The following is a 17918-nucleotide window of genomic DNA, read 5'->3' as shown; positions in this document are numbered from 1 at the left end:
TAGTTTATGATTATGAAACTGAGCATTTGTTTGTTATCACTTTTAACAACATCAAGTTTATCTAATGAAAACACAGATAATCGTATTTCAAATAAACAAGTAAAAAAAATAAGCAGCGCTATAGAGTTAATCACTCAAAAGCCTAAGCGGGTTTTTAGCTTATCTAAAATAGAAAATATAATCGATAAAAATAAAGTACAAAAAACGAAAAAAGATCAAAAGTTCATACCAACAGAGTCTATTTCTGAAGACTTATCTGTTCCGTTTCCCATTGATATTTAAAAGGAAATTCATAATGAAAAGAAGTTCTGGCAGTGAATTTATATACCAAATATTTTCTTTATTAATTTCAATACTGATAGTGCATGCTGTTTATGTTGCTGTCATTAGACCCAACGCAGAAGTACTTTTACAACAACAAGAAGCGCAACAAAAAGCGGGGAGTGAAATTAGCACTCAAAGATCACTCTATATTGTATTAAAAGATTATGAACAAGAAACATGTTTTATATTAATGTTTTGGGTTTTAATGATAATGGCATATAAAGCCAAAACAACCGTTCATGAAACCTCGATGTTGCATTTGTCTGTTTTAAATATACAGCAAGGCACCAAGGTTTTACCTGAAGATGCAAACAGTTTGTGCCGACCAATTCAGAACTTACCAAAAGACAAACAAATATTATTATTGCCTAGAACAATATTAGTAGCACTTAAACGTTTTATTGCGACAGAAAATATAGCAGCTGTGGCAACAGCTATAAAAGATACCTGTGATTCTGAAGCGGACCGATTAGACAGCGAATTAGCAATGATCAGGTATATATCTTGGGCTATTCCCTCTATTGGTTTTATTGGAACTGTACGAGGGATAGGCGAAGCGCTAGGTCAAGCTCACAAAGCCGTAGAAGGTGATATTATAGGTGTAACTAACAGTTTGGGTGTTGCTTTTAATTCAACATTTATTGCACTAATTATTAGTATTTTTATCATGTTTTTTACTCACCAGCTTCAGCTATTTCAAGAAAGACATGTGCAAAATACCCAAGACTATTGCGATGAGAATTTATTAAATCACTTAAAAACCGAAGGCTCTGGGGAGATTTAAATGAATCTAATTGTGATTGAAATTAATGATTTTCAAATTACAGTGCATGACGGTGAATATAGTTTCGAACAATGCGCATATGCACATATTGAAAAAGATCAGGTAGTATTTGGCGATAAAGCGCTATCTAATATTAAGATATCTCCAGATGACTTTTACTCTCATTATTGGCAGCGTTTGGGTTATGAAAAAATAAACAGCCATAATAAAAATGTTAGACATTTTGCTGACTTAGTTTACCTGCAACTATCTGAGATCACTAAAAATTACAAAGATAATACTCAGGTTGTTTTTATGGTTCCTTCTTATTATAAAGAACAACAATTAGCTTTACTTTTAGGATTAGCAACAAGTTGTAAATTACATACATTAACAATCATAAATCATGATGTTTTCAATATAGTAAAAGTTGATTTTAAAGGAGAGTATGGTGTTGGCCAATTAGGATTACACAACTCAAGTTTGTCTCTGCTTACGATAAATCAATCTATTGAATTAACCGGCAACAAAACTTTCCCTGAATCAGGTTTTTTAGAACTAGTCTCATATATTTCAAATTGGTGTAATCAAATATTTATAAAACATTTACGATTTGATGCTTTACACAGCGCACTCACAGAACAAGCGTTGTTTGATCAAATATATAAAATCTTATACCAATTATCAAATACAGGCTTAATAGAAGATCAGAATATTTTGATAAATGAGAAATCAATTAAAATAGAACGACTAGATTTGATAGATAAAACAACTGAATTTTTTGCCACTTTATTCGAAAGTGCCTCACAAAATCAATCAATATATCTTACAACAAAACTATATAATTTAATTTCTAACACATCATACAAACATGAATGTAATTTACTGCCAATAACTCCAACTTATTACTTAATTAAACAGTATCTACCATTCATAAATAAACAAACAGGAATATGTTTACTTGATAAAATCCCAATATTAAAAGATTATAAAAGGAACAATGAAAAAAATTATGATACCCCAACTCATATTTTATGTAACCAATTTTGCGTTGCATTTAAAAATGCAACGATATATTTAAATGAAACTCAAAACGGTGTTCACCCATTTAGTCGAAAGCAAACAAAGTCATCTTTTATTGCTCTAGTCCCAAACAAGAAAAATGTATTACTTACCTTATTAAAGGATATTCCAATAGTAGTCAATAAATCACACATCTCACAAACGATACTTTTAAATTGTGGTGATACGATTTCGAATTTAGACAAACTAAATTTGAAAGTGATTTTCTTAGATAAGGAGTTTTAAGTTTATGTCAAAAAAGCGCCAATTTACAACTTTTAGCTTATCATTTCTTGACATCATGTCTTGCGGATTTGGTGCTGTAATATTGGTATTTTTAATTATAAAGCATGATGTTGATACCGTTGTAGATGCACAAAATAATACACTAAAAGCTGAAGTTAATTTATTAGAAGAAGAAATTTTAGAGGGCGATAAACACTTAGTTAAATTAAAAAATACGATATCAACATTAGATCAAGCACTGGTTGAAACAAGCGGTTTAGCACGAAGGATAAATGATGAAATTGATGCAATAAATAATAAAATCACTCAACTTGATATGCCAGATGATGATCAGCAAATTTTAGACTTAAAACACAAGATTAAAACTCTGATGTTAGAAAAAGAAAAGCTAGAGGATGAACAAGCAAAAGCCAATGACGCAAGAGATTTTGCAGGACAAGGTAATAGACAGTATTTAACAGGACTGAAACTCAGTGGCGCAAGAACCTTAATTTTATTAGATAAATCAGCGAGCATGTTAGACAACTCAATTGTAAATATAATCCGAAAAAAATACGTTCCTGATGAGCTAAAAAGGTCATCTGCAAAATGGACTCGGGCTATACTCTCAGTAGAATGGTTAATTGCGAAATTTCCCGTTCAAAGCCAATATCAAATTTATGGATTTAATACAGAAGTATCTGCCGCCTTTAAGGAAAGTATTCATAAATGGCATTATATTTCAGATCGAGAAACACTCAATTCAAGTATTCAAAACTTAAGAATGATAATCCCTAACGGTGGAACAAATTTAGAAAAAGCATTTCAATCAGTAAACTATTTAGATCCTCTACCCGATAATATTTTATTAATCACTGATGGTTTACCCACTCAAGGTAATGAAAGTAACAATAAGGCAACAACAATTACAGGTCCTCAAAGAGAAATATTATTTGAAAAAGCTGTAAATAGTCTGCCTGAAGGGATCCCCGTAAATATTTTGTTATGGCCTATGGAAGGTGATCCTATGGCAGCATCTGCTTTTTGGAAACTTGCACAGTATACATCTGGCTCATTTATGAGTCCTTCAAGTGATTGGCCTTAGGAGTCCTATATGGCAAGAAATAAAAGGATACAACAAGAGTCAAGCATTGCTTTTTTAGATGTAATTTGTTGTGGCTTTGGTGCCATAATTTTACTATTAATGATTACTAAAACTGTACAGCCTATTGTGCTGGAAAAATCGGCAATTAATTTAGATGCTCAAGTTGAAAACTTACAAAAAATTTTATTTACTATAAGAGGTGAAACAACGATTTTCAATAGAAATTTAACGGCAAAGCATGAACAAATTGATAGTGAAAAAAAACGTATTGCCATTTTAAGAACAAAATTAGCCACAATCCAAGCACAATTTGCACAAACTGCAAAAGCTGCTACCTATATGCAAAAAGAGAAGGGAAAACTTGCTATTGCACTACAGTCTCTTTCTGATGAAATGACACGTTTACTAGGCGCTAATTATCAAAATAAAAATAACCTGATTGGAGGGATCCCAGTAGATAGTGAGTATCTTATTTTCATTATAGATACTTCAGGCAGTATGTATAATTATGGATGGCAGAGATTGTTAGAGGAAATAATAGCGACTTTAGACATTTACCCTGAAGTAAAAGGCATTCAAATTATGAATGATATGGGCAAGTATATGTTTACAAATTATCGTAGAAAATGGATTCCGGATACTCCAGGTCGCAGGGAGGCGATTATAAAACGCTTAAGAACTTGGAATCCTTTTAGTAATAGTAGCCCCGTAGAGGGCATTCAAAAAGCAATTAGTACCTTTTTTAGCCAAGATAAAAGAATTAGCTTATATGTTATGGGTGATGAGTTTTCAGGTCGCTCCATACAAACAGTACTCAATACAATTGAGCGTATTAATAAAGTAAACAAAAATAATGAAAGACTTGTAAGAATACATGCTGTTGGTTTTCCTGTTCAATTTATGAGACCAAGCCATTTGCAAACGACTGGAATTCGATTTGCCACTTTGATGAGAGAATTAACATATAGAAATGGTGGTACCTTTGTTGGTTTAAATGATTATAAAATTAAGTAATATCACTAAATTTTATTTTAAAAGGATAAATAAATGATAATTAACAGTTTAAAACTATTGATATTTATTGTGACTTTAGTCATTTTTACTGGCTGTAAGAGTACTTTGACGGTTAAGGGGCAATTCCCAACTCCTGTTGTTAATAAATTACCTTATACTTTAGGTGTTATTTATGACAGCGATTTTAGAGATTACCAATATACAGAAAAAGATACTAAACGAGATGAATGGGAAATTGAAGTCGGTGAAGCACAATTAAAATTATTTAATACTGTATTACCTGCAATGTTCACTGATGTTGTCAGTGTTACTGATATCAAAAACAAACAAAATTATTCAATTGATATTTTTTTCAAACCTCATGTTGATGAACTTCAATATAACGTTCCAGCAGAAACAAAATTGAATATGTTTGAGGTTTGGATTAAATATAATATGAAGGTTTATGATAATGCAGGTCTGTTACTGGCTGATTGGATTTTAACAGCATACGGGAAAACACCGACTTCTTTTATGCAATCTCAAGAAAGTGCGCTTAATGAAGCGATGGTTATTGCGCTTAGAGATGCAGGCGCTGGATTAACACTTAAATTTAGTCATATACCTGAAATACATAACTGGTTAAAGAAACATGCAAATAAATAAGCTTGAAATGGTGAATTTAAATAATAGAAGCTATGCTTAATTTGTACCATATAAAGTAAAAGCATTTTCACTTAATTGCTCAATACAACAGGTAATAATGATGATTAAACTATCTTTTAAATGTGTATTAAGCCTAATTTATATATTAGTAGTATTAGCTGGTTGCACGACTGTTACTATTGAAGAAATTCAACATTCAGCTACCGAATTGGTTGAAGGAGAGTCAATAGTTATAATAGGTAGAAGAACCAGTAGTGATTACGAAACAGAACCCGAACTTATTTCGTGTATTGGTAAAATATTAGCTAAAGGTAAAAATCAACTCAATGTTATACCTGAGCAAACGTTTGTTGATAATTTATATCCCTGGTTTGAACCGAGAACTGCACCTTTAAGAGTACGAGATCTACAAAGACTATTGACATATGATGCAGTATCACAAAAATTCAGTGATTTTAATGTACATTATATAGTATGGGTTGATGGTAATACCGAAACAACTCGCAGTAGTGGCAGTATTACTTGCAGTTTAGGTGGTGGTGGGTTGGGTTGTTTTGGCTTTGGAACTTGGGATAAAAAAGCAGAATATGAAGCATCTATTTGGGATTATAAAAATAAAAAGTTGATCGGTAAAATCAGCAGTGAAGCCGATGGTACATCCTATATGCCAGCAGTTGTGATACCCATACCAATTATTGCTCAAGTACAAGCTGATGCTTGTAAAGGAATGGCTGTACAATTAAAACATTTCTTTAATAATACGCAGGGTTAACCCCAGAGGAAATAATATGAAATTAACACCTATGCTTATTATCAAGTTTATTCTCATATCTTTGTTTTTTTTAAATCTAGGCTGTTCAATTAACCCTGCTACAGGGACTCCTGATATTGTTTTGATGTCTGAAAGTTCTGAAATTGCAATGGGTAAAGAAATGCATGAAAAATTAATAAAATCTATGCCTATTTATCAGGATAAAAAACTCACTGAATATGTAAATAGCATAGGTCAAAAGATTGTAAAAAATAGTCATAGGACCGATATTGAATACCATTTTACAATAATAGATGCCCCAGATATCAATGCCTTTGCCTTACCCGGAGGTTACATATATATCAATCGTGGCTTATTAAGTTATCTTCATTCTGAAGCTCAACTAGCGGCGGTATTGGCACATGAAGTTGGACATGTAACAGCCAGGCATGTTGTTAGACAAGACTCTGCCAGAAAAGGTGCAAGTGTATTATCTGTTTTATCTATATTTACTACTGGCAGTGCAGCTATTGGTGATGTGACTAATTTATTGGGTACCGCAGCTGTAAAAGGCTATGGTAGAGAAATGGAATTAGAAGCCGATGGTTTAGGTGCGGATTATTTACTTAGTAGCGGTTATGATCCTCATGCTATGGTTGAAACAATTGGGGTGCTTAAAGACCAAGAAAAATTTGCCCGCTACAGAGCTAAAGAAGAAGGAAAAAAAACTAAAAGTTATCATGGTGTATTTGCTACTCACCCAAGAAACGATATTCGATTAAAAGAAGTCATTTCTAAAGCTGGCTCACTTCAATCGAGTGATAACAAAAATATTAATGAACAGGTATATAGAGAAAAAACGGAAGGCATGATCTATGGTGTTAATTATAGTGCCCTTTTGAAAAAACAACCGGTAGAAAAAAATAGATATATTCATGAGAAATTAGGTTTTTCACTGTTATTCCCCATGGATTGGAAAGTTAAAAATACACGAAAATCAATCATAATTGAGCCTGAAAACAAATCAGCAAAAATTCAATTACGTGTTTCTAAGAGGTTAAAAGGTATATCTCCAGGGAAGCATTTAAGAAACCAAACTAAAGTGATTATTTTAAAACGTTCAGAAGATTTTAAACAAAATGGATTAGTTGGACATACAGGTATTATTGAAGGTATTAATGGCGATAATGATCAAAGGGTCGCAACGATTTTTCAAGGTGGACGAGCTTATACAATTATTTCACAAGTGAATAACCCAGATCCAAAAGTAGATTATGATAGTTTATTTTTGAAAAGTATTCATAGCTTTAAACCTCACAGAGTGCAAAATACCAATAAAAAATCTAAAGTCATTCATTATGTCAAAGCCAATGACCAAACTAAATTTTCACTACTGGCAAAACAATTAAAGATCGGACTTTATGGGGAACAGCAACTGAGGTTGATTAATGGTCAATATCCGCGAGGGGAGCCTTTACCTGGACAATGGATAAAAATAATAAAGTGAGACCTCAGTTAGTGAGTGCATTTTTAAATGTATTTGATTACACTTCTCAATCAAAAAGTTAACTAGATAGGTATTTTAGTGATTGATGCATTACGTGATCAATTAACATTGATGAATGAGCACTTTGTAGAAAAGCAATCTGGATTTAAAGTAAAAGTTATCCCATATTTTTGTTCTGTTTTTATTAAAAAAGATATCAAAAAAGAAGGTGTTTTAACCTTTTATACAAATCAACTGCTAAAAGTTTTTTTGGTTATTTTATTTTTATTATTTGGTCTCGCGATTTATGATTCTGAACTTGGAATTAACCATGGTCCTATTCAGTTAGGCTTAGCGATATTAATATTAATGAATTTAATTATTAGCCAAATTGCTATTGAATCTCTAAAATGCAGGATACATTTTTGCCAAATAAAAAATGCTAATTCTAAAATAGAGAAATAAGAATGCCCTACGCTTAATAGGGATGAATTGGTGATCTAATTTATCTGCTATCATCCTTTATTTATAATACCTTTAATTATCAGGCATTAGTTTCACGATTTTAAAAACATATAAAGTTTCCATATTTTCTCGTAAGAAGAACTCAAAAATGAAAAAAATACTTGTTATCGGTTATGTTTGGCCCGAGCCTAATTCATCAGCTGCTGGTAGTCATATGCTATCAATATTACGATTATTCAAGAAGCAAGGTTGGCAGGTCGAGTTTGCAACACCGGCTCAAAAAACAGAACATATGATAGATTTAGATAGCGAAGGGATGACAAGTAAAGAAATTACACTTAACTGTTCAAGTTTTGATGAATATATTCAAATATTATCTCCTGACATCGTCATGTTTGATCGTTTTATGATGGAAGAGCAATTTGGTTGGCGAATAGATAAATATTGCCCTGATGCATTGAAAATATTAGATACAGAAGATTTACAGTGCTTAAGAAATGCACGTCATCAAGCTCACAAACAGGAGCGAACTATGACTTGCTCTGATTTATTACATAGCGATATTGCAAAAAGAGAAATAGCAGCAATTTTAAGATGTGATATTTCTTTAATTATATCAAGTTTTGAAATGCAGTTGTTAACTGATACCTTTAATATATCAAGCGATATATTGCATTACTTACCTTTTATGCTTGATTTAAAGCAGTTGCCAACTAAAACAAAGTCATTTAATGAGCGTTGTGGGTTTATGACAATCGGAAATTTTCGTCACGCGCCTAATTGGGATGCCGTATTATTTTTACAAAAATTATGGCCTTTGATCAGAAAGCAACTTCCGGATGCGCAATTATATATTTATGGTTCTTATCCACCTCCTAAGGCAACTGCATTAAATAATCCTAAAATGGGCTTTAATATAAAGGGCTGGGCTGATAATGCGTTAGAGGTAATACAAAGCGCAAGGATTTGTTTAGCACCTTTACGATTTGGGGCAGGAATAAAAGGAAAGTTATTAGATGCCATGATAGTTGGTACACCTAATATTACAACTGATATAGGTGCTGAAGGTATGTACGATAATGAACAATGGCCCGGTGAAATAACTAAAGATATTAACGATTTTGTGAAACAAGCTGTCCATCTTTATCAGAATGAACAGTCTTGGAATAAAGCACAACATGCCGCAACTCCTTTACTTAAAAACAGATATGATGGAGAAGCACTAGGAAAGCTATTTATTGATAAATTAACACAAACCAGCAGTGAGTTAAGCAAACATAGGTTAAATAACTTCATAGGAGCGATGTTAAAACATCATACGATGGCGAGTACAAAATATATGGCACAATGGATAGAAGCAAAAAACAGATAGAAAACACAAAATAAAGCGTGACAGATTAAATTTTCAATTTACAATTCCCTAAAAGTATTGCATAAACTATATTCCTTAATTTATGTAATAAAATATGCTTAAAACTAATTAAGCCAATAATTTTAATTAATTTAATAACCTATCGCTTTATTAAAATATTCTAGCGATAGTTTATGCACTACTATCTGTGGAATGAATTTTGAATAACGCGACTTTTACTCAGAAAAGAAAGTTTATAGTAAAACTTGGAAAAATGCTTCACAAGTATGGTACGCCAGCTTATAGGTTAGAAGCGCATTTATTAAATGTAGCTGGCTCTTTAGGACTGAAATCTTCATTTATCATCACTCCTACGGCATTAACATTTGTTATATGGAGTGAAGGTCATGAAAATGAGTATACACATGCTGCCCGCGTCACACCAGGTGAGCTTGATTTAGGCTCATTATCACGTACTGATGAATTAGTTGATGAACTCTCTAACGGTTCTCGAACTTTAGAAGAAGCGGATAGTAGATTAGATGAGATTAATGACTTACCAAATCCATATAGTAAAGTTGCTACTGGTTTAGCATTTTCAATGTCAGGTGGTGCTTTTGCAATGCTTATGGGCACGAGCTGGAATGATGCTTTTTGGTCTGCAATTATTAGTTTAGTTGTTTATATTTTTGTTTTATGGTCTGAGCGTTCTAAAGGTGTCGCTCATATGTTAGAGCCGCTTGTTGCCGTTGTATCAGCATTACTTGCTTGTGCTATTAGTGTTTATATTGATCCTGGCATAAATATTAGGCTGGTGATCCTATCTGCCATTATTGTTTTTATTCCTGGTTTGGCATTAACACTGGGGTTAGCTGAGCTTTCTGCCCGCCATTTAGTTTCTGGAACAGCGAGGATTATGGATGCTATCATGCTGTTATTCAAATTATATTTTGGCGCTTTCTTAGGCATGGCTTTGGGTTTTGCATTGTTTGGACAAGCAGAGTTTATTGCCCCTGTACCACTTGAAAAATGGACTGCTTGGGTTGCAATTGCGGCATTATGTACAAGTTTAATTATCATTTTCAAAACTAAAGCGAAGCATGCGGTTTGGTCAATTGTTGCTGGTTTTATTGCGTTTGGTGCAAGCTACTTAGGAGCCATATATTTAGATTTCACTTTAGGCGCTTTTGTTGGTGCATTTGCGGTTGGCATCTATAGTAATTTATTTACGCGAATTGCAAACGCACCGGCCTGTATTGTTTCAATGCAAGGATTAATAGTGTTAGTACCAGGCAGTAAAACCTATATAGGATTAAATGCATTGATGTCAGGCCAAGATTTTTTACATACGGATCATATAGGTCAGCAAACTTTCATTATTTTTATGTCTTTAATAGCCGGGCTCATTTTTGCTAACGTTGCATTACCTCCAAAGAAAAGTCTTTAATAAAATAGCCCTAATATTCTAGGGTTATTCACTTTCATTTTCAGCTGTATCTAATCTGAATATTTCACTTTATATCCTATTTAAATCATCCTTCAATTGTGAATTTTTGTTACTTTTGTAATTGAAAGTAATCAATGGTAATAATTGGTAAAGTTAGTCATTATTTTAATGTTTGCGTGCCATACTGCCCTGTCGCCAATTGATATATAACCGGATCTAAACAATGAAATTAAACCAAACAAAAAAACTCGCTTTACCAGCATTAATTGGGCTTGCATTAACTGGCTGTGGTAGTAGCTCAAGTGATTCAAACAATAATGGTTATATTCAATTATATAATGGTTCATATAACAGCCCAAAAACATTTTTATTTATAGAGGATGTGCAAAGAACTGGATCCAAGTTTGGTGCTGTTTCAACTCGCCATAGCTACCAATCGGATACATACGAAGTAAGTTATGAATACCAAAATGATGATGGTGACTATAAATCTATTTTTGAACAAGATGTAAAAATTAATTCAGATCAAAAACAACTTATAATTATGACTGGTGACTTTGCAGAACCTACATTTACTGAAATCTCTATTGAAGATGTTGATGAATCAAATAGCGATGATGAGTTATTTAGTTTAGCATTTATTAATACTGTTGGTTCTGATGTGAATTTTGATGTGTATCTGGCCAGTGAAGACGATGATTTTACTGATGCTGACTTTGTCACAACAACAACTAAATTATCAGCAAGTGATTTTATCACTTATACTGAAGGCAAATTTAGCCTATATATTACAAAAGCGGGTGAAGATGAAGTTATCTTCCGTTCAACTGAAACATCATTATATGATGGCATTAGCTACATCGCGATTATTCGTGATGTTTACGGTGTTACTGATGGCAGCATTACAATCGATTTAGTATCAGACAGCAATAATGTAATTGCATTAAAACATGAAGATGCACAAGGACAAATTCATTTTTATAACTCGTTAAATCAGTATGAAAATGTAACATTTACAGCGACTAATTTAGATAATAGTACTGCACCTATTGCTTCTGACAGTTTTTCAGAATATATGAAGCTTGTTCCAGGTGATTATACTATTAGTATGACTGACGAAGCGACGGGAGAAGTTGTTATAGAGAAATACCTAATCACACTGAATCGTGAAGAAAGTCTTGCTGCTATAGTATATCAAGATAATGACAGAATTCAGCCTAGTATGAAATCTATCACTGAAAATTTATCACCTAACTCTACATCACATGATATTCAAATCATCAACTTAATTAATTCTTCTAATGGTATTGAATTAAGTCAACTTGATGTCTTCTTTACAAAATCAGGTGAAAGTATTGAAGATACAAATACTTTTGCTAAAAACATCACAAAATATCAACATAAGTCAGTTGCTATTGATAATGAAACTTACACAATTCAAGTAGTTTTTGATGATGATGGTCAGCTTAGAAGTTTAATTACCGTACCAGAGCAAGCTTTCACCCAAGACGGTAACTACATTATCGTTTTAGAAGAAAAAGATTGTAATACTGAGAACTGTGATGATGCTGAGTTTAAATTGACAATTGAACATACAGTGGCAAACATTGTAGAGTAATTCTTACTTTCCAATAACTTATAAAAGGAGCCGAATGGGCTTCTTTTTTGTTAAAAATAATGTCTAAAAGCTAACTGAAATTGCTGCTCTGTTAAATTGACATCTTGTTTTAAATACCAACGTGCAGGCCTTGATGAGTTGAGCCAATTAAATTCACTATGAATAAAACTCCTTTTATTAAGTTTATATCTATAACTTAATGTAATGCCTTTACCATATTCATTGTTATTATCTCCTACAGTAGAATCAAAATCTTTTACTTCAAATTCTTCTACTCTGATCGCATACTGATGCTTATTCTGTTGGAATCGTAACATGATAAAGCCACTATTAAAGTCATTTTCTACTACTTTATCTCCATAAGGAGATTGCATGAAAGTATTACCAGTCATATACTGAGAAATGAGTTGTATCTTTTGATTGATGTTATATTTAATACCGACATGTTTGAAGTTTGTATCCCAAGTATATTGCCCTGATTTTACAATACTTGCATCCGCATTGTTATTATATATACCACCTGAAATAGTTAAATAATTATCATACTGCCAATTTGTTGTTAAATGTGTGCCCCAACGGTTATCAAGTTCAATAAATGGATCTGAATAAGAAGCTTGTGTAGCTAATGTCGTTGATCTTGCTGCAAAAGGTTGAACGACTAATTTCTCATTTAGTAATGTTTGCCTATTTCCTAAAGTCCATCCATGCCACGATAACATAGCACCTGCTGTATCATTGTTTTGAAATAGGCTGATGTCAAAACTAAAATTATGCTGAGATTTATTAAATTTTCCAAGTTTATCCAAAGTTAATTGAAATCCAGAATGCCTTAATTCTTCACCCACCCAATTATTCAAACTTGAACTCGTTAATGTATAAGGAGTTGACCAAGCAGTTGCTATATTTTCGAAGGAAATTTTAGGATAGAAAACACCTATTTTTGATTTTATTCGCCATCCATTTTGATTTGGCAAGTTTCTATAAGATAAAAATGCTTCGGTTAATCCTATTCCATTATTTCGTCCGTCAATATATATATTTCCAACAGCATGAAATGATAGATTATTTTCCCATTTCATAGTATATTGCAATCCGAGTTGTGCTAATGTGAATGGGGTATCAGAATCAAAATTAAATTTTCCATAGTTCCCACTTAAATAACTTTGAGTATCATATTCTACAGATACAACCCGCGTATCGACTAACCCTTTAAATGATTGTTCAGCACTGTAAATATCAGAACTGATAAGTAAAAATGATATGACTATAAACTTAATCATTTGCCTTCCTTTGCTGTAGTGTATGTGCATTCTTTTAACCAAGTTTGGAATAGTTTAGCTGGAATAGGTCGGCTAATGAAGTAGCCTTGTGCTAATTCGCAATGATGTTCCTTCAGCCAAAGTAGCGTTCTTTCATCCTCTATTCCTTCGGCTACAACACTTAATCCCATGTTATGTGCTAACTCAATCGTTGATCTAACAATTATTTGATCATCTGTATTTTGCATCAAATGTTGTACAAATGATTTATCAATTTTTAGCTCTTGAACTGGAAGTTGCTTTAATTGAGCCAGAGAAGAATAACCAGTTCCATAATCATCAATTGATAATTTGAAACCGTGAGATTTTAAGTAAGTTAAAATTTCAGTCGCTTTAGCAGGGTCGGATAAAACTGCATCTTCTGTAACTTCCAAAGTTATCTCATTATCGGCTATATTGTTATCATTTTTCAAAGCGATAACATAGTCACTATATGATTTATCTTTTAAATTTTCAGCAGAAATATTGATGGCGATCTTTATATTTATATTGCGTTTTTGCCAAGCTAAATATTGTCTAATTGCTTCTTTTGTAACCCAACGAGTTAATGCATCCATTTGACCTGTTTGCTCAGCAATACTAATAAATGAGTCTGGAGGAATTAACCCATTTATTGGGTGTTCCCAACGGACAAGTGCTTCTACATGGCTAATTTTCATTGACGCTAAAGAGACTTTAGGTTGATAATGTAGGACAAGTTGACTTTGTTCTATCGCCGTTTTTAAACTATTGATTAAATGCAGTCGTTCTAAAGTATTAAAGTCAAACTGGCGATCATAAATTTGGTAAATGCGATTATGTTTTTTTGCGTACTGCAAGGCGATATCTGTTTTCTTTAAAAGGTCTGCAATATTCTCACTATTATGTTCAGGATACTTAGCTATTCCAATAGAGTATTGCAGATGTAAATTTAAATTTTCATGATTAAACAAAGAATCTAAGCTAATTGATAATTGTGAAATCGTTTTTTTTATATCTTGTTTTTGACTGATCAATACAAATTCATCTGCGCCTAAATGAAATAATTCATCATTACAATCAAATAACTTAAGGCGATTTGAGAATTCTACAATCACTTTGTCTCCAACTTGATGCCCTAAAGTGTCATTAATTTCTTTTATTCTTCTAATATTTAATTGCAGAATAATAAAGTTCTGTTGCTTATTTTGTAGTTTAGATAAACGCTCAACGAGATAATTTCGGTTCGGTAAATTAGTAATTGAATCATGATATGCCTGATGGCGGATTAATTGTTCACGTGCTACTACAGCATCTTTCATTTGATTAAATTCATTTGCTAATTGAGTTAATTCTTGACTCGCATTTATTGTAATATCTTGATCATACTTTCCTAGGCCAATATATTTTATTTGATGAATTAATTGTTTGATCGGACGAGTAATGCTTGCTGAAATTAAATATGCACCAAAAAGTGATAGTATAATTTCAAGCATAAATATGATTAAAAATTGTTGCCAATCATCATGAATTTTTTTGAGAACAGATACTTTCGACTGAAACAACAATGCTGTTAGGCTTGTTTTATCAATTTCACCTAACTTAAAATGACTAATAATGTAGTTATCATTTTTACCCGAATTTATAGCGTGAATAAATTTGGATTCATACGTGATTTTATTGATGCTATTTGAATTAATAATTTTTTTTGACGTAGGCAAATCAGGATCTTTTAGTAAAAAGCTGACATTAACCCCTGTTAACTTTGCGAGTTTATTTGCTAAATCTTGGTTGATTATATAACCAAAACCGATCCAACCAATCACCCTGCTACCACTTTTTAAAGGTGCTAAGCTTAATTGATATATTTTCGAATCTAAATAATAGAGTTCAGCAGTTTGTGTTTGCGTAAACAGTTCTAAATTACTGAATTGTTGACCTTGTTCGGGACCAATTTTAACTTTAATTTGCTTGTTCTTCATGTAAGTAATTAACTGTCCTGATATTTCTCCATCAGGCTTAATTGCTATGGCCAAATCTGCACTAATTCTTTTTCTATGATTATTTAAAGCGAGTAAAAAGCTTTTTCTATCTTCTGAAAAAACAGTTTTTAAGCCGTAGTCTTTTGCCGCCGTTTCAGCAAATGCACTTAGATAATAGTTCCGGTTATCAAATTGAGTTTCAAATACTTGTTTTGCAGTTTCTATTTTATTGTTGAGTTGTACAGTTTCTGATTTTTGTTTTGCTTGATATGTCGAAAAAAAAGACATCATTTGAACGCACAGTAGTAAAGATATAAATAAGATAAAAATACGGCTTTGTAAGCTTTTCATAAAGGGGATTGCCACTGAATTAATATCCTTCTAAGAAATCAAATTCATCTTGATTTTGTTGAGCTGGAATAGGTAAAAGAGGTTTAGGCAAAATAACTTTAAAATGATAGTTGTTATGTATTTCTACCTTTTTTGTAAATTCGTTTTTTTGTGTTTCTAATTGTGGGTGCCAAATTGTTAACTTGTAACTCCCTGGTGGTATGTGCTTAAAAATGCTCAAGCCTTGTGAATTAGTTTGATCAAAATATGGCGTATCTACAGCTAGTACGTAACCACTCATCCAATCATGAATGTTACATCCCATTGCAACTTCACCTGAAGTCGTTATCACCGTACTTTTATTTTGTTCTCCCGCCTTAATTTTAAAATCAAAACGATTTTCACCTGAAGCTGAGTATATGTGATGTGTTACATCATCCTGATTTTTAAAGTTTATTTCTTGTCCTTTTTGTAGAACTGCGATGTAAGGTGTGAATTTTTTATTTTTTTGGAAAATAATTAAAGGATGCTTAGTCAAAGCATGATTTAATGTATTATTCTCAGGGGTTAAATAGACTATAACGCCTTCTACTTTTGACTGTTTCGAGTCCATTACTTTAATTGTAATATTATTTGCAAAAGCCTGAGTATTAAAAAATAAAAAATTAATTAAAAAAAACTTATTTATCAAGAAATTCACCTAAAGATTGAGTTTATAAAATAGCACTAATAACTCCATAAATTATAGACCCATATTTTGAAAAAAAAATTTCAAAATTTTATATTTAAACTAATAACTTATTTAATATCTGTTCACATGCATTTAATGTCATAAACTTAGGTACGGGGTAATCAGGATGTGCTTCTTTAAGTGCTTTTTTTGCAAGTTTTTTAATATCTGACTTTTTCAATTCAGGTAATCCTTTTGGTATTTGCATATCTTGGTTTAACTTATCAATAGCAGTAATAAAAGCATTCGCTTTATCACTGTCAGTAGGATATTCCAGCCCTATTCCGCAGTTAACAGCCATTTTAGCTAATGATTTATGTGCTTTTTTACCATACCATTTCAAAATATAGGGTAAAACAATGGCATTGGCTAAACCATGTGGAGTACCGTACAACCCACCCAAATTATGTGCAATTGCATGAACATAACCAATTGAAGTACGAGTGAAGGCTTCACCAGCATAAAAAGAAGCCAATAACATATTATTTCGCTGTATAAGATTACCCCCTTCTTGATATACGTTTTGTAAATTTTCGAAAATAAGTTTACTTGCTTTTAATGCGCGATCATCTGTGAATTTATTACCATTGACTCCAATGTACGCTTCAATTGCATGAGTTAACGCATCCATCCCTGTTGCGGCTGTTATGTGTGGAGGTAGTTTTAATGTTAGTTCTGGTAACAATACGGCAACTTTAGGCATTAGAACAAGATCTGTTACCGCATACTTTTGTTTGTTTAAAGGATCCGATACAACAGCCGCAATTGTTGTTTCAGAGCCAGTACCTGCTGTCGTTGGGATTGCGTATAAATCAGGAAGTTTTTTGAGTACTTTAAATAGTCCTTTTAACTGAGCAACTGACTTTTTTGGTTTTACAACTCGCGCGCCGATGAGTTTGGCGCAATCCATAACGGATCCACCGCCAAGTGCTATTACAGCTTGGCAATTTGCATTTAAGTAAGCATTTAGGCCATTCTCAACATTTTCAATTGTAGGGTTAGGCTGTACATCGCTATAGATAGTGTGTGATATTTCATGTTTTATAAGTAGTTCGACTAAAGGTTCTAATAAACCAAGTTCTTGCAAAACATTATCAGTTACAAGCAAAAGTGATTTTTGTTTGTTTATTTTGATCCTATCAATTAATTGATTTAAAGCCTGTTCACCTTGATATAAAGCAGGTCTTGGAAAAGGAAAAATTAAACTAAATAATTTTAGAGAATAATGATAACTACGATAATAAAGTTTTGTTGTTGGCCACATAAAATGGGTGCTTAATTATTATTTTTATAAGTTTACCTTATCTTTTTTTGGTAACAGTTAAAAGTCAATTAGAGTATTA

The 17918-nt window shown here is 32.4% G+C and carries 16 protein-coding genes; 12 read left to right on the top strand and 4 right to left on the bottom strand.

What is annotated here, in order from left to right:
- Positions 1-6: 6 nt before the first annotated feature.
- The 12 genes from CJF42_RS01505 to CJF42_RS01450 all read left to right on the top strand — a co-directional run bounded on the left by CJF42_RS01505 (position 7) and on the right by CJF42_RS01450 (position 12256).
- Positions 7-282: a hypothetical protein gene (locus CJF42_RS01505; protein WP_095364967.1), complete on the top strand. Its 276-nt coding sequence runs from the start codon at positions 7-9 to the stop codon at positions 280-282.
- Between the two features lie 13 nt (positions 283-295).
- Positions 296-1108: a MotA/TolQ/ExbB proton channel family protein gene (locus CJF42_RS01500; protein WP_095364966.1), complete on the top strand. Its 813-nt coding sequence runs from the start codon at positions 296-298 to the stop codon at positions 1106-1108.
- Positions 1109-2395, top strand: a complete 1287-nt coding sequence (locus CJF42_RS01495; protein ID WP_095364965.1) for a hypothetical protein — start codon at positions 1109-1111, stop codon at positions 2393-2395.
- A gap of 4 nt (positions 2396-2399) precedes the next feature.
- A complete protein-coding gene (locus tag CJF42_RS01490) occupies positions 2400-3479 on the top strand; it encodes a vWA domain-containing protein (protein ID WP_095364964.1) in 1080 nt (359 codons plus the stop codon).
- Positions 3480-3488: 9 nt separating this feature from the next.
- On the top strand, positions 3489-4493 hold the full coding sequence (locus CJF42_RS01485; RefSeq protein WP_095364963.1) for a vWA domain-containing protein: 1005 nt from the start codon (positions 3489-3491) through the stop codon (positions 4491-4493).
- 33 nt (positions 4494-4526) lie between these two features.
- Positions 4527-5138: a hypothetical protein gene (locus CJF42_RS01480; protein ID WP_095364962.1), complete on the top strand. Its 612-nt coding sequence runs from the start codon at positions 4527-4529 to the stop codon at positions 5136-5138.
- Between the two features lie 100 nt (positions 5139-5238).
- Complete coding sequence (locus CJF42_RS01475; protein WP_095364961.1) at positions 5239-5910, top strand: hypothetical protein; 672 nt, start codon at positions 5239-5241, stop codon at positions 5908-5910.
- Positions 5911-5926: 16 nt separating this feature from the next.
- The gene (locus CJF42_RS01470) at positions 5927-7396 is read left to right on the top strand and encodes a M48 family metalloprotease (RefSeq protein WP_212668766.1); all 1470 of its coding nucleotides are present in this window, start codon (positions 5927-5929) and stop codon (positions 7394-7396) included.
- 78 nt (positions 7397-7474) lie between these two features.
- Positions 7475-7840 (top strand): hypothetical protein, encoded by a 366-nt coding sequence (locus CJF42_RS01465; protein ID WP_095364960.1) that lies wholly within the window; start codon positions 7475-7477, stop codon positions 7838-7840.
- Positions 7841-7988: 148 nt separating this feature from the next.
- The gene (locus CJF42_RS01460) at positions 7989-9212 is read left to right on the top strand and encodes a glycosyltransferase (RefSeq protein ID WP_095364959.1); all 1224 of its coding nucleotides are present in this window, start codon (positions 7989-7991) and stop codon (positions 9210-9212) included.
- 199 nt (positions 9213-9411) lie between these two features.
- Complete coding sequence (locus CJF42_RS01455) at positions 9412-10638, top strand: threonine/serine exporter family protein (protein ID WP_095364958.1); 1227 nt, start codon at positions 9412-9414, stop codon at positions 10636-10638.
- A gap of 223 nt (positions 10639-10861) precedes the next feature.
- A complete protein-coding gene (locus CJF42_RS01450; RefSeq protein ID WP_095364957.1) occupies positions 10862-12256 on the top strand; it encodes a hypothetical protein in 1395 nt (464 codons plus the stop codon).
- Positions 12257-12306: 50 nt separating this feature from the next.
- On the opposite strand, the gene CJF42_RS01445 is transcribed toward CJF42_RS01450, so the two are convergent.
- From CJF42_RS01445 to CJF42_RS01430, 4 genes are all read right to left on the bottom strand, one after another.
- A complete protein-coding gene (locus CJF42_RS01445; RefSeq protein WP_095364956.1) occupies positions 12307-13536 on the bottom strand; it encodes a hypothetical protein in 1230 nt (409 codons plus the stop codon).
- Complete coding sequence (locus CJF42_RS01440) at positions 13533-15866, bottom strand: EAL domain-containing protein (protein ID WP_095364955.1); 2334 nt, start codon at positions 15864-15866, stop codon at positions 13533-13535. Before CJF42_RS01440 ends, CJF42_RS01445 begins: the two co-directional genes overlap by 4 nt.
- Before the next feature lie 19 nt (positions 15867-15885).
- Entirely contained in the window at positions 15886-16536 is a 651-nt protein-coding gene (locus tag CJF42_RS01435; RefSeq protein WP_095364954.1) for a cupredoxin domain-containing protein, read from the bottom strand.
- A gap of 94 nt (positions 16537-16630) precedes the next feature.
- A complete protein-coding gene (locus tag CJF42_RS01430; protein WP_095364953.1) occupies positions 16631-17839 on the bottom strand; it encodes an iron-containing alcohol dehydrogenase in 1209 nt (402 codons plus the stop codon).
- Positions 17840-17918: the final 79 nt, after the last annotated feature.

Source organism: Pseudoalteromonas sp. NBT06-2 (assembly GCF_002276045.1).
In the GTDB taxonomy this organism is placed as follows: Bacteria; Pseudomonadota; Gammaproteobacteria; order Enterobacterales; family Alteromonadaceae; genus Pseudoalteromonas.
This window is presented reverse-complemented; position numbering and strand designations above follow the sequence as displayed.

Bases quoted from the DNA above. Each gene is read 5' to 3' on its own strand.
- CJF42_RS01450 (WP_095364957.1), top strand. From the start codon at position 10,862: ATGAAATTAAACCAAACAAAAAAACTCGCTTTACCAGCATTAATTGGG.
- CJF42_RS01470 (WP_212668766.1), top strand. From the start codon at position 5,927: ATGAAATTAACACCTATGCTTATTATCAAGTTTATTCTCATATCTTTG.
- CJF42_RS01490 (WP_095364964.1), top strand. From the start codon at position 2,400: ATGTCAAAAAAGCGCCAATTTACAACTTTTAGCTTATCATTTCTTGAC.
- CJF42_RS01475 (WP_095364961.1), top strand. From the start codon at position 5,239: ATGATTAAACTATCTTTTAAATGTGTATTAAGCCTAATTTATATATTA.
- CJF42_RS01445 (WP_095364956.1), bottom strand. From the start codon at position 13,536: ATGATTAAGTTTATAGTCATATCATTTTTACTTATCAGTTCTGATATT.
- CJF42_RS01440 (WP_095364955.1), bottom strand. From the start codon at position 15,866: ATGAAAAGCTTACAAAGCCGTATTTTTATCTTATTTATATCTTTACTA.
- CJF42_RS01505 (WP_095364967.1), top strand. From the start codon at position 7: ATGATTATGAAACTGAGCATTTGTTTGTTATCACTTTTAACAACATCA.
- CJF42_RS01480 (WP_095364962.1), top strand. From the start codon at position 4,527: ATGATAATTAACAGTTTAAAACTATTGATATTTATTGTGACTTTAGTC.
- CJF42_RS01485 (WP_095364963.1), top strand. From the start codon at position 3,489: ATGGCAAGAAATAAAAGGATACAACAAGAGTCAAGCATTGCTTTTTTA.
- CJF42_RS01460 (WP_095364959.1), top strand. From the start codon at position 7,989: ATGAAAAAAATACTTGTTATCGGTTATGTTTGGCCCGAGCCTAATTCA.
- CJF42_RS01495 (WP_095364965.1), top strand. From the start codon at position 1,109: ATGAATCTAATTGTGATTGAAATTAATGATTTTCAAATTACAGTGCAT.
- CJF42_RS01500 (WP_095364966.1), top strand. From the start codon at position 296: ATGAAAAGAAGTTCTGGCAGTGAATTTATATACCAAATATTTTCTTTA.
- CJF42_RS01430 (WP_095364953.1), bottom strand. From the start codon at position 17,839: ATGTGGCCAACAACAAAACTTTATTATCGTAGTTATCATTATTCTCTA.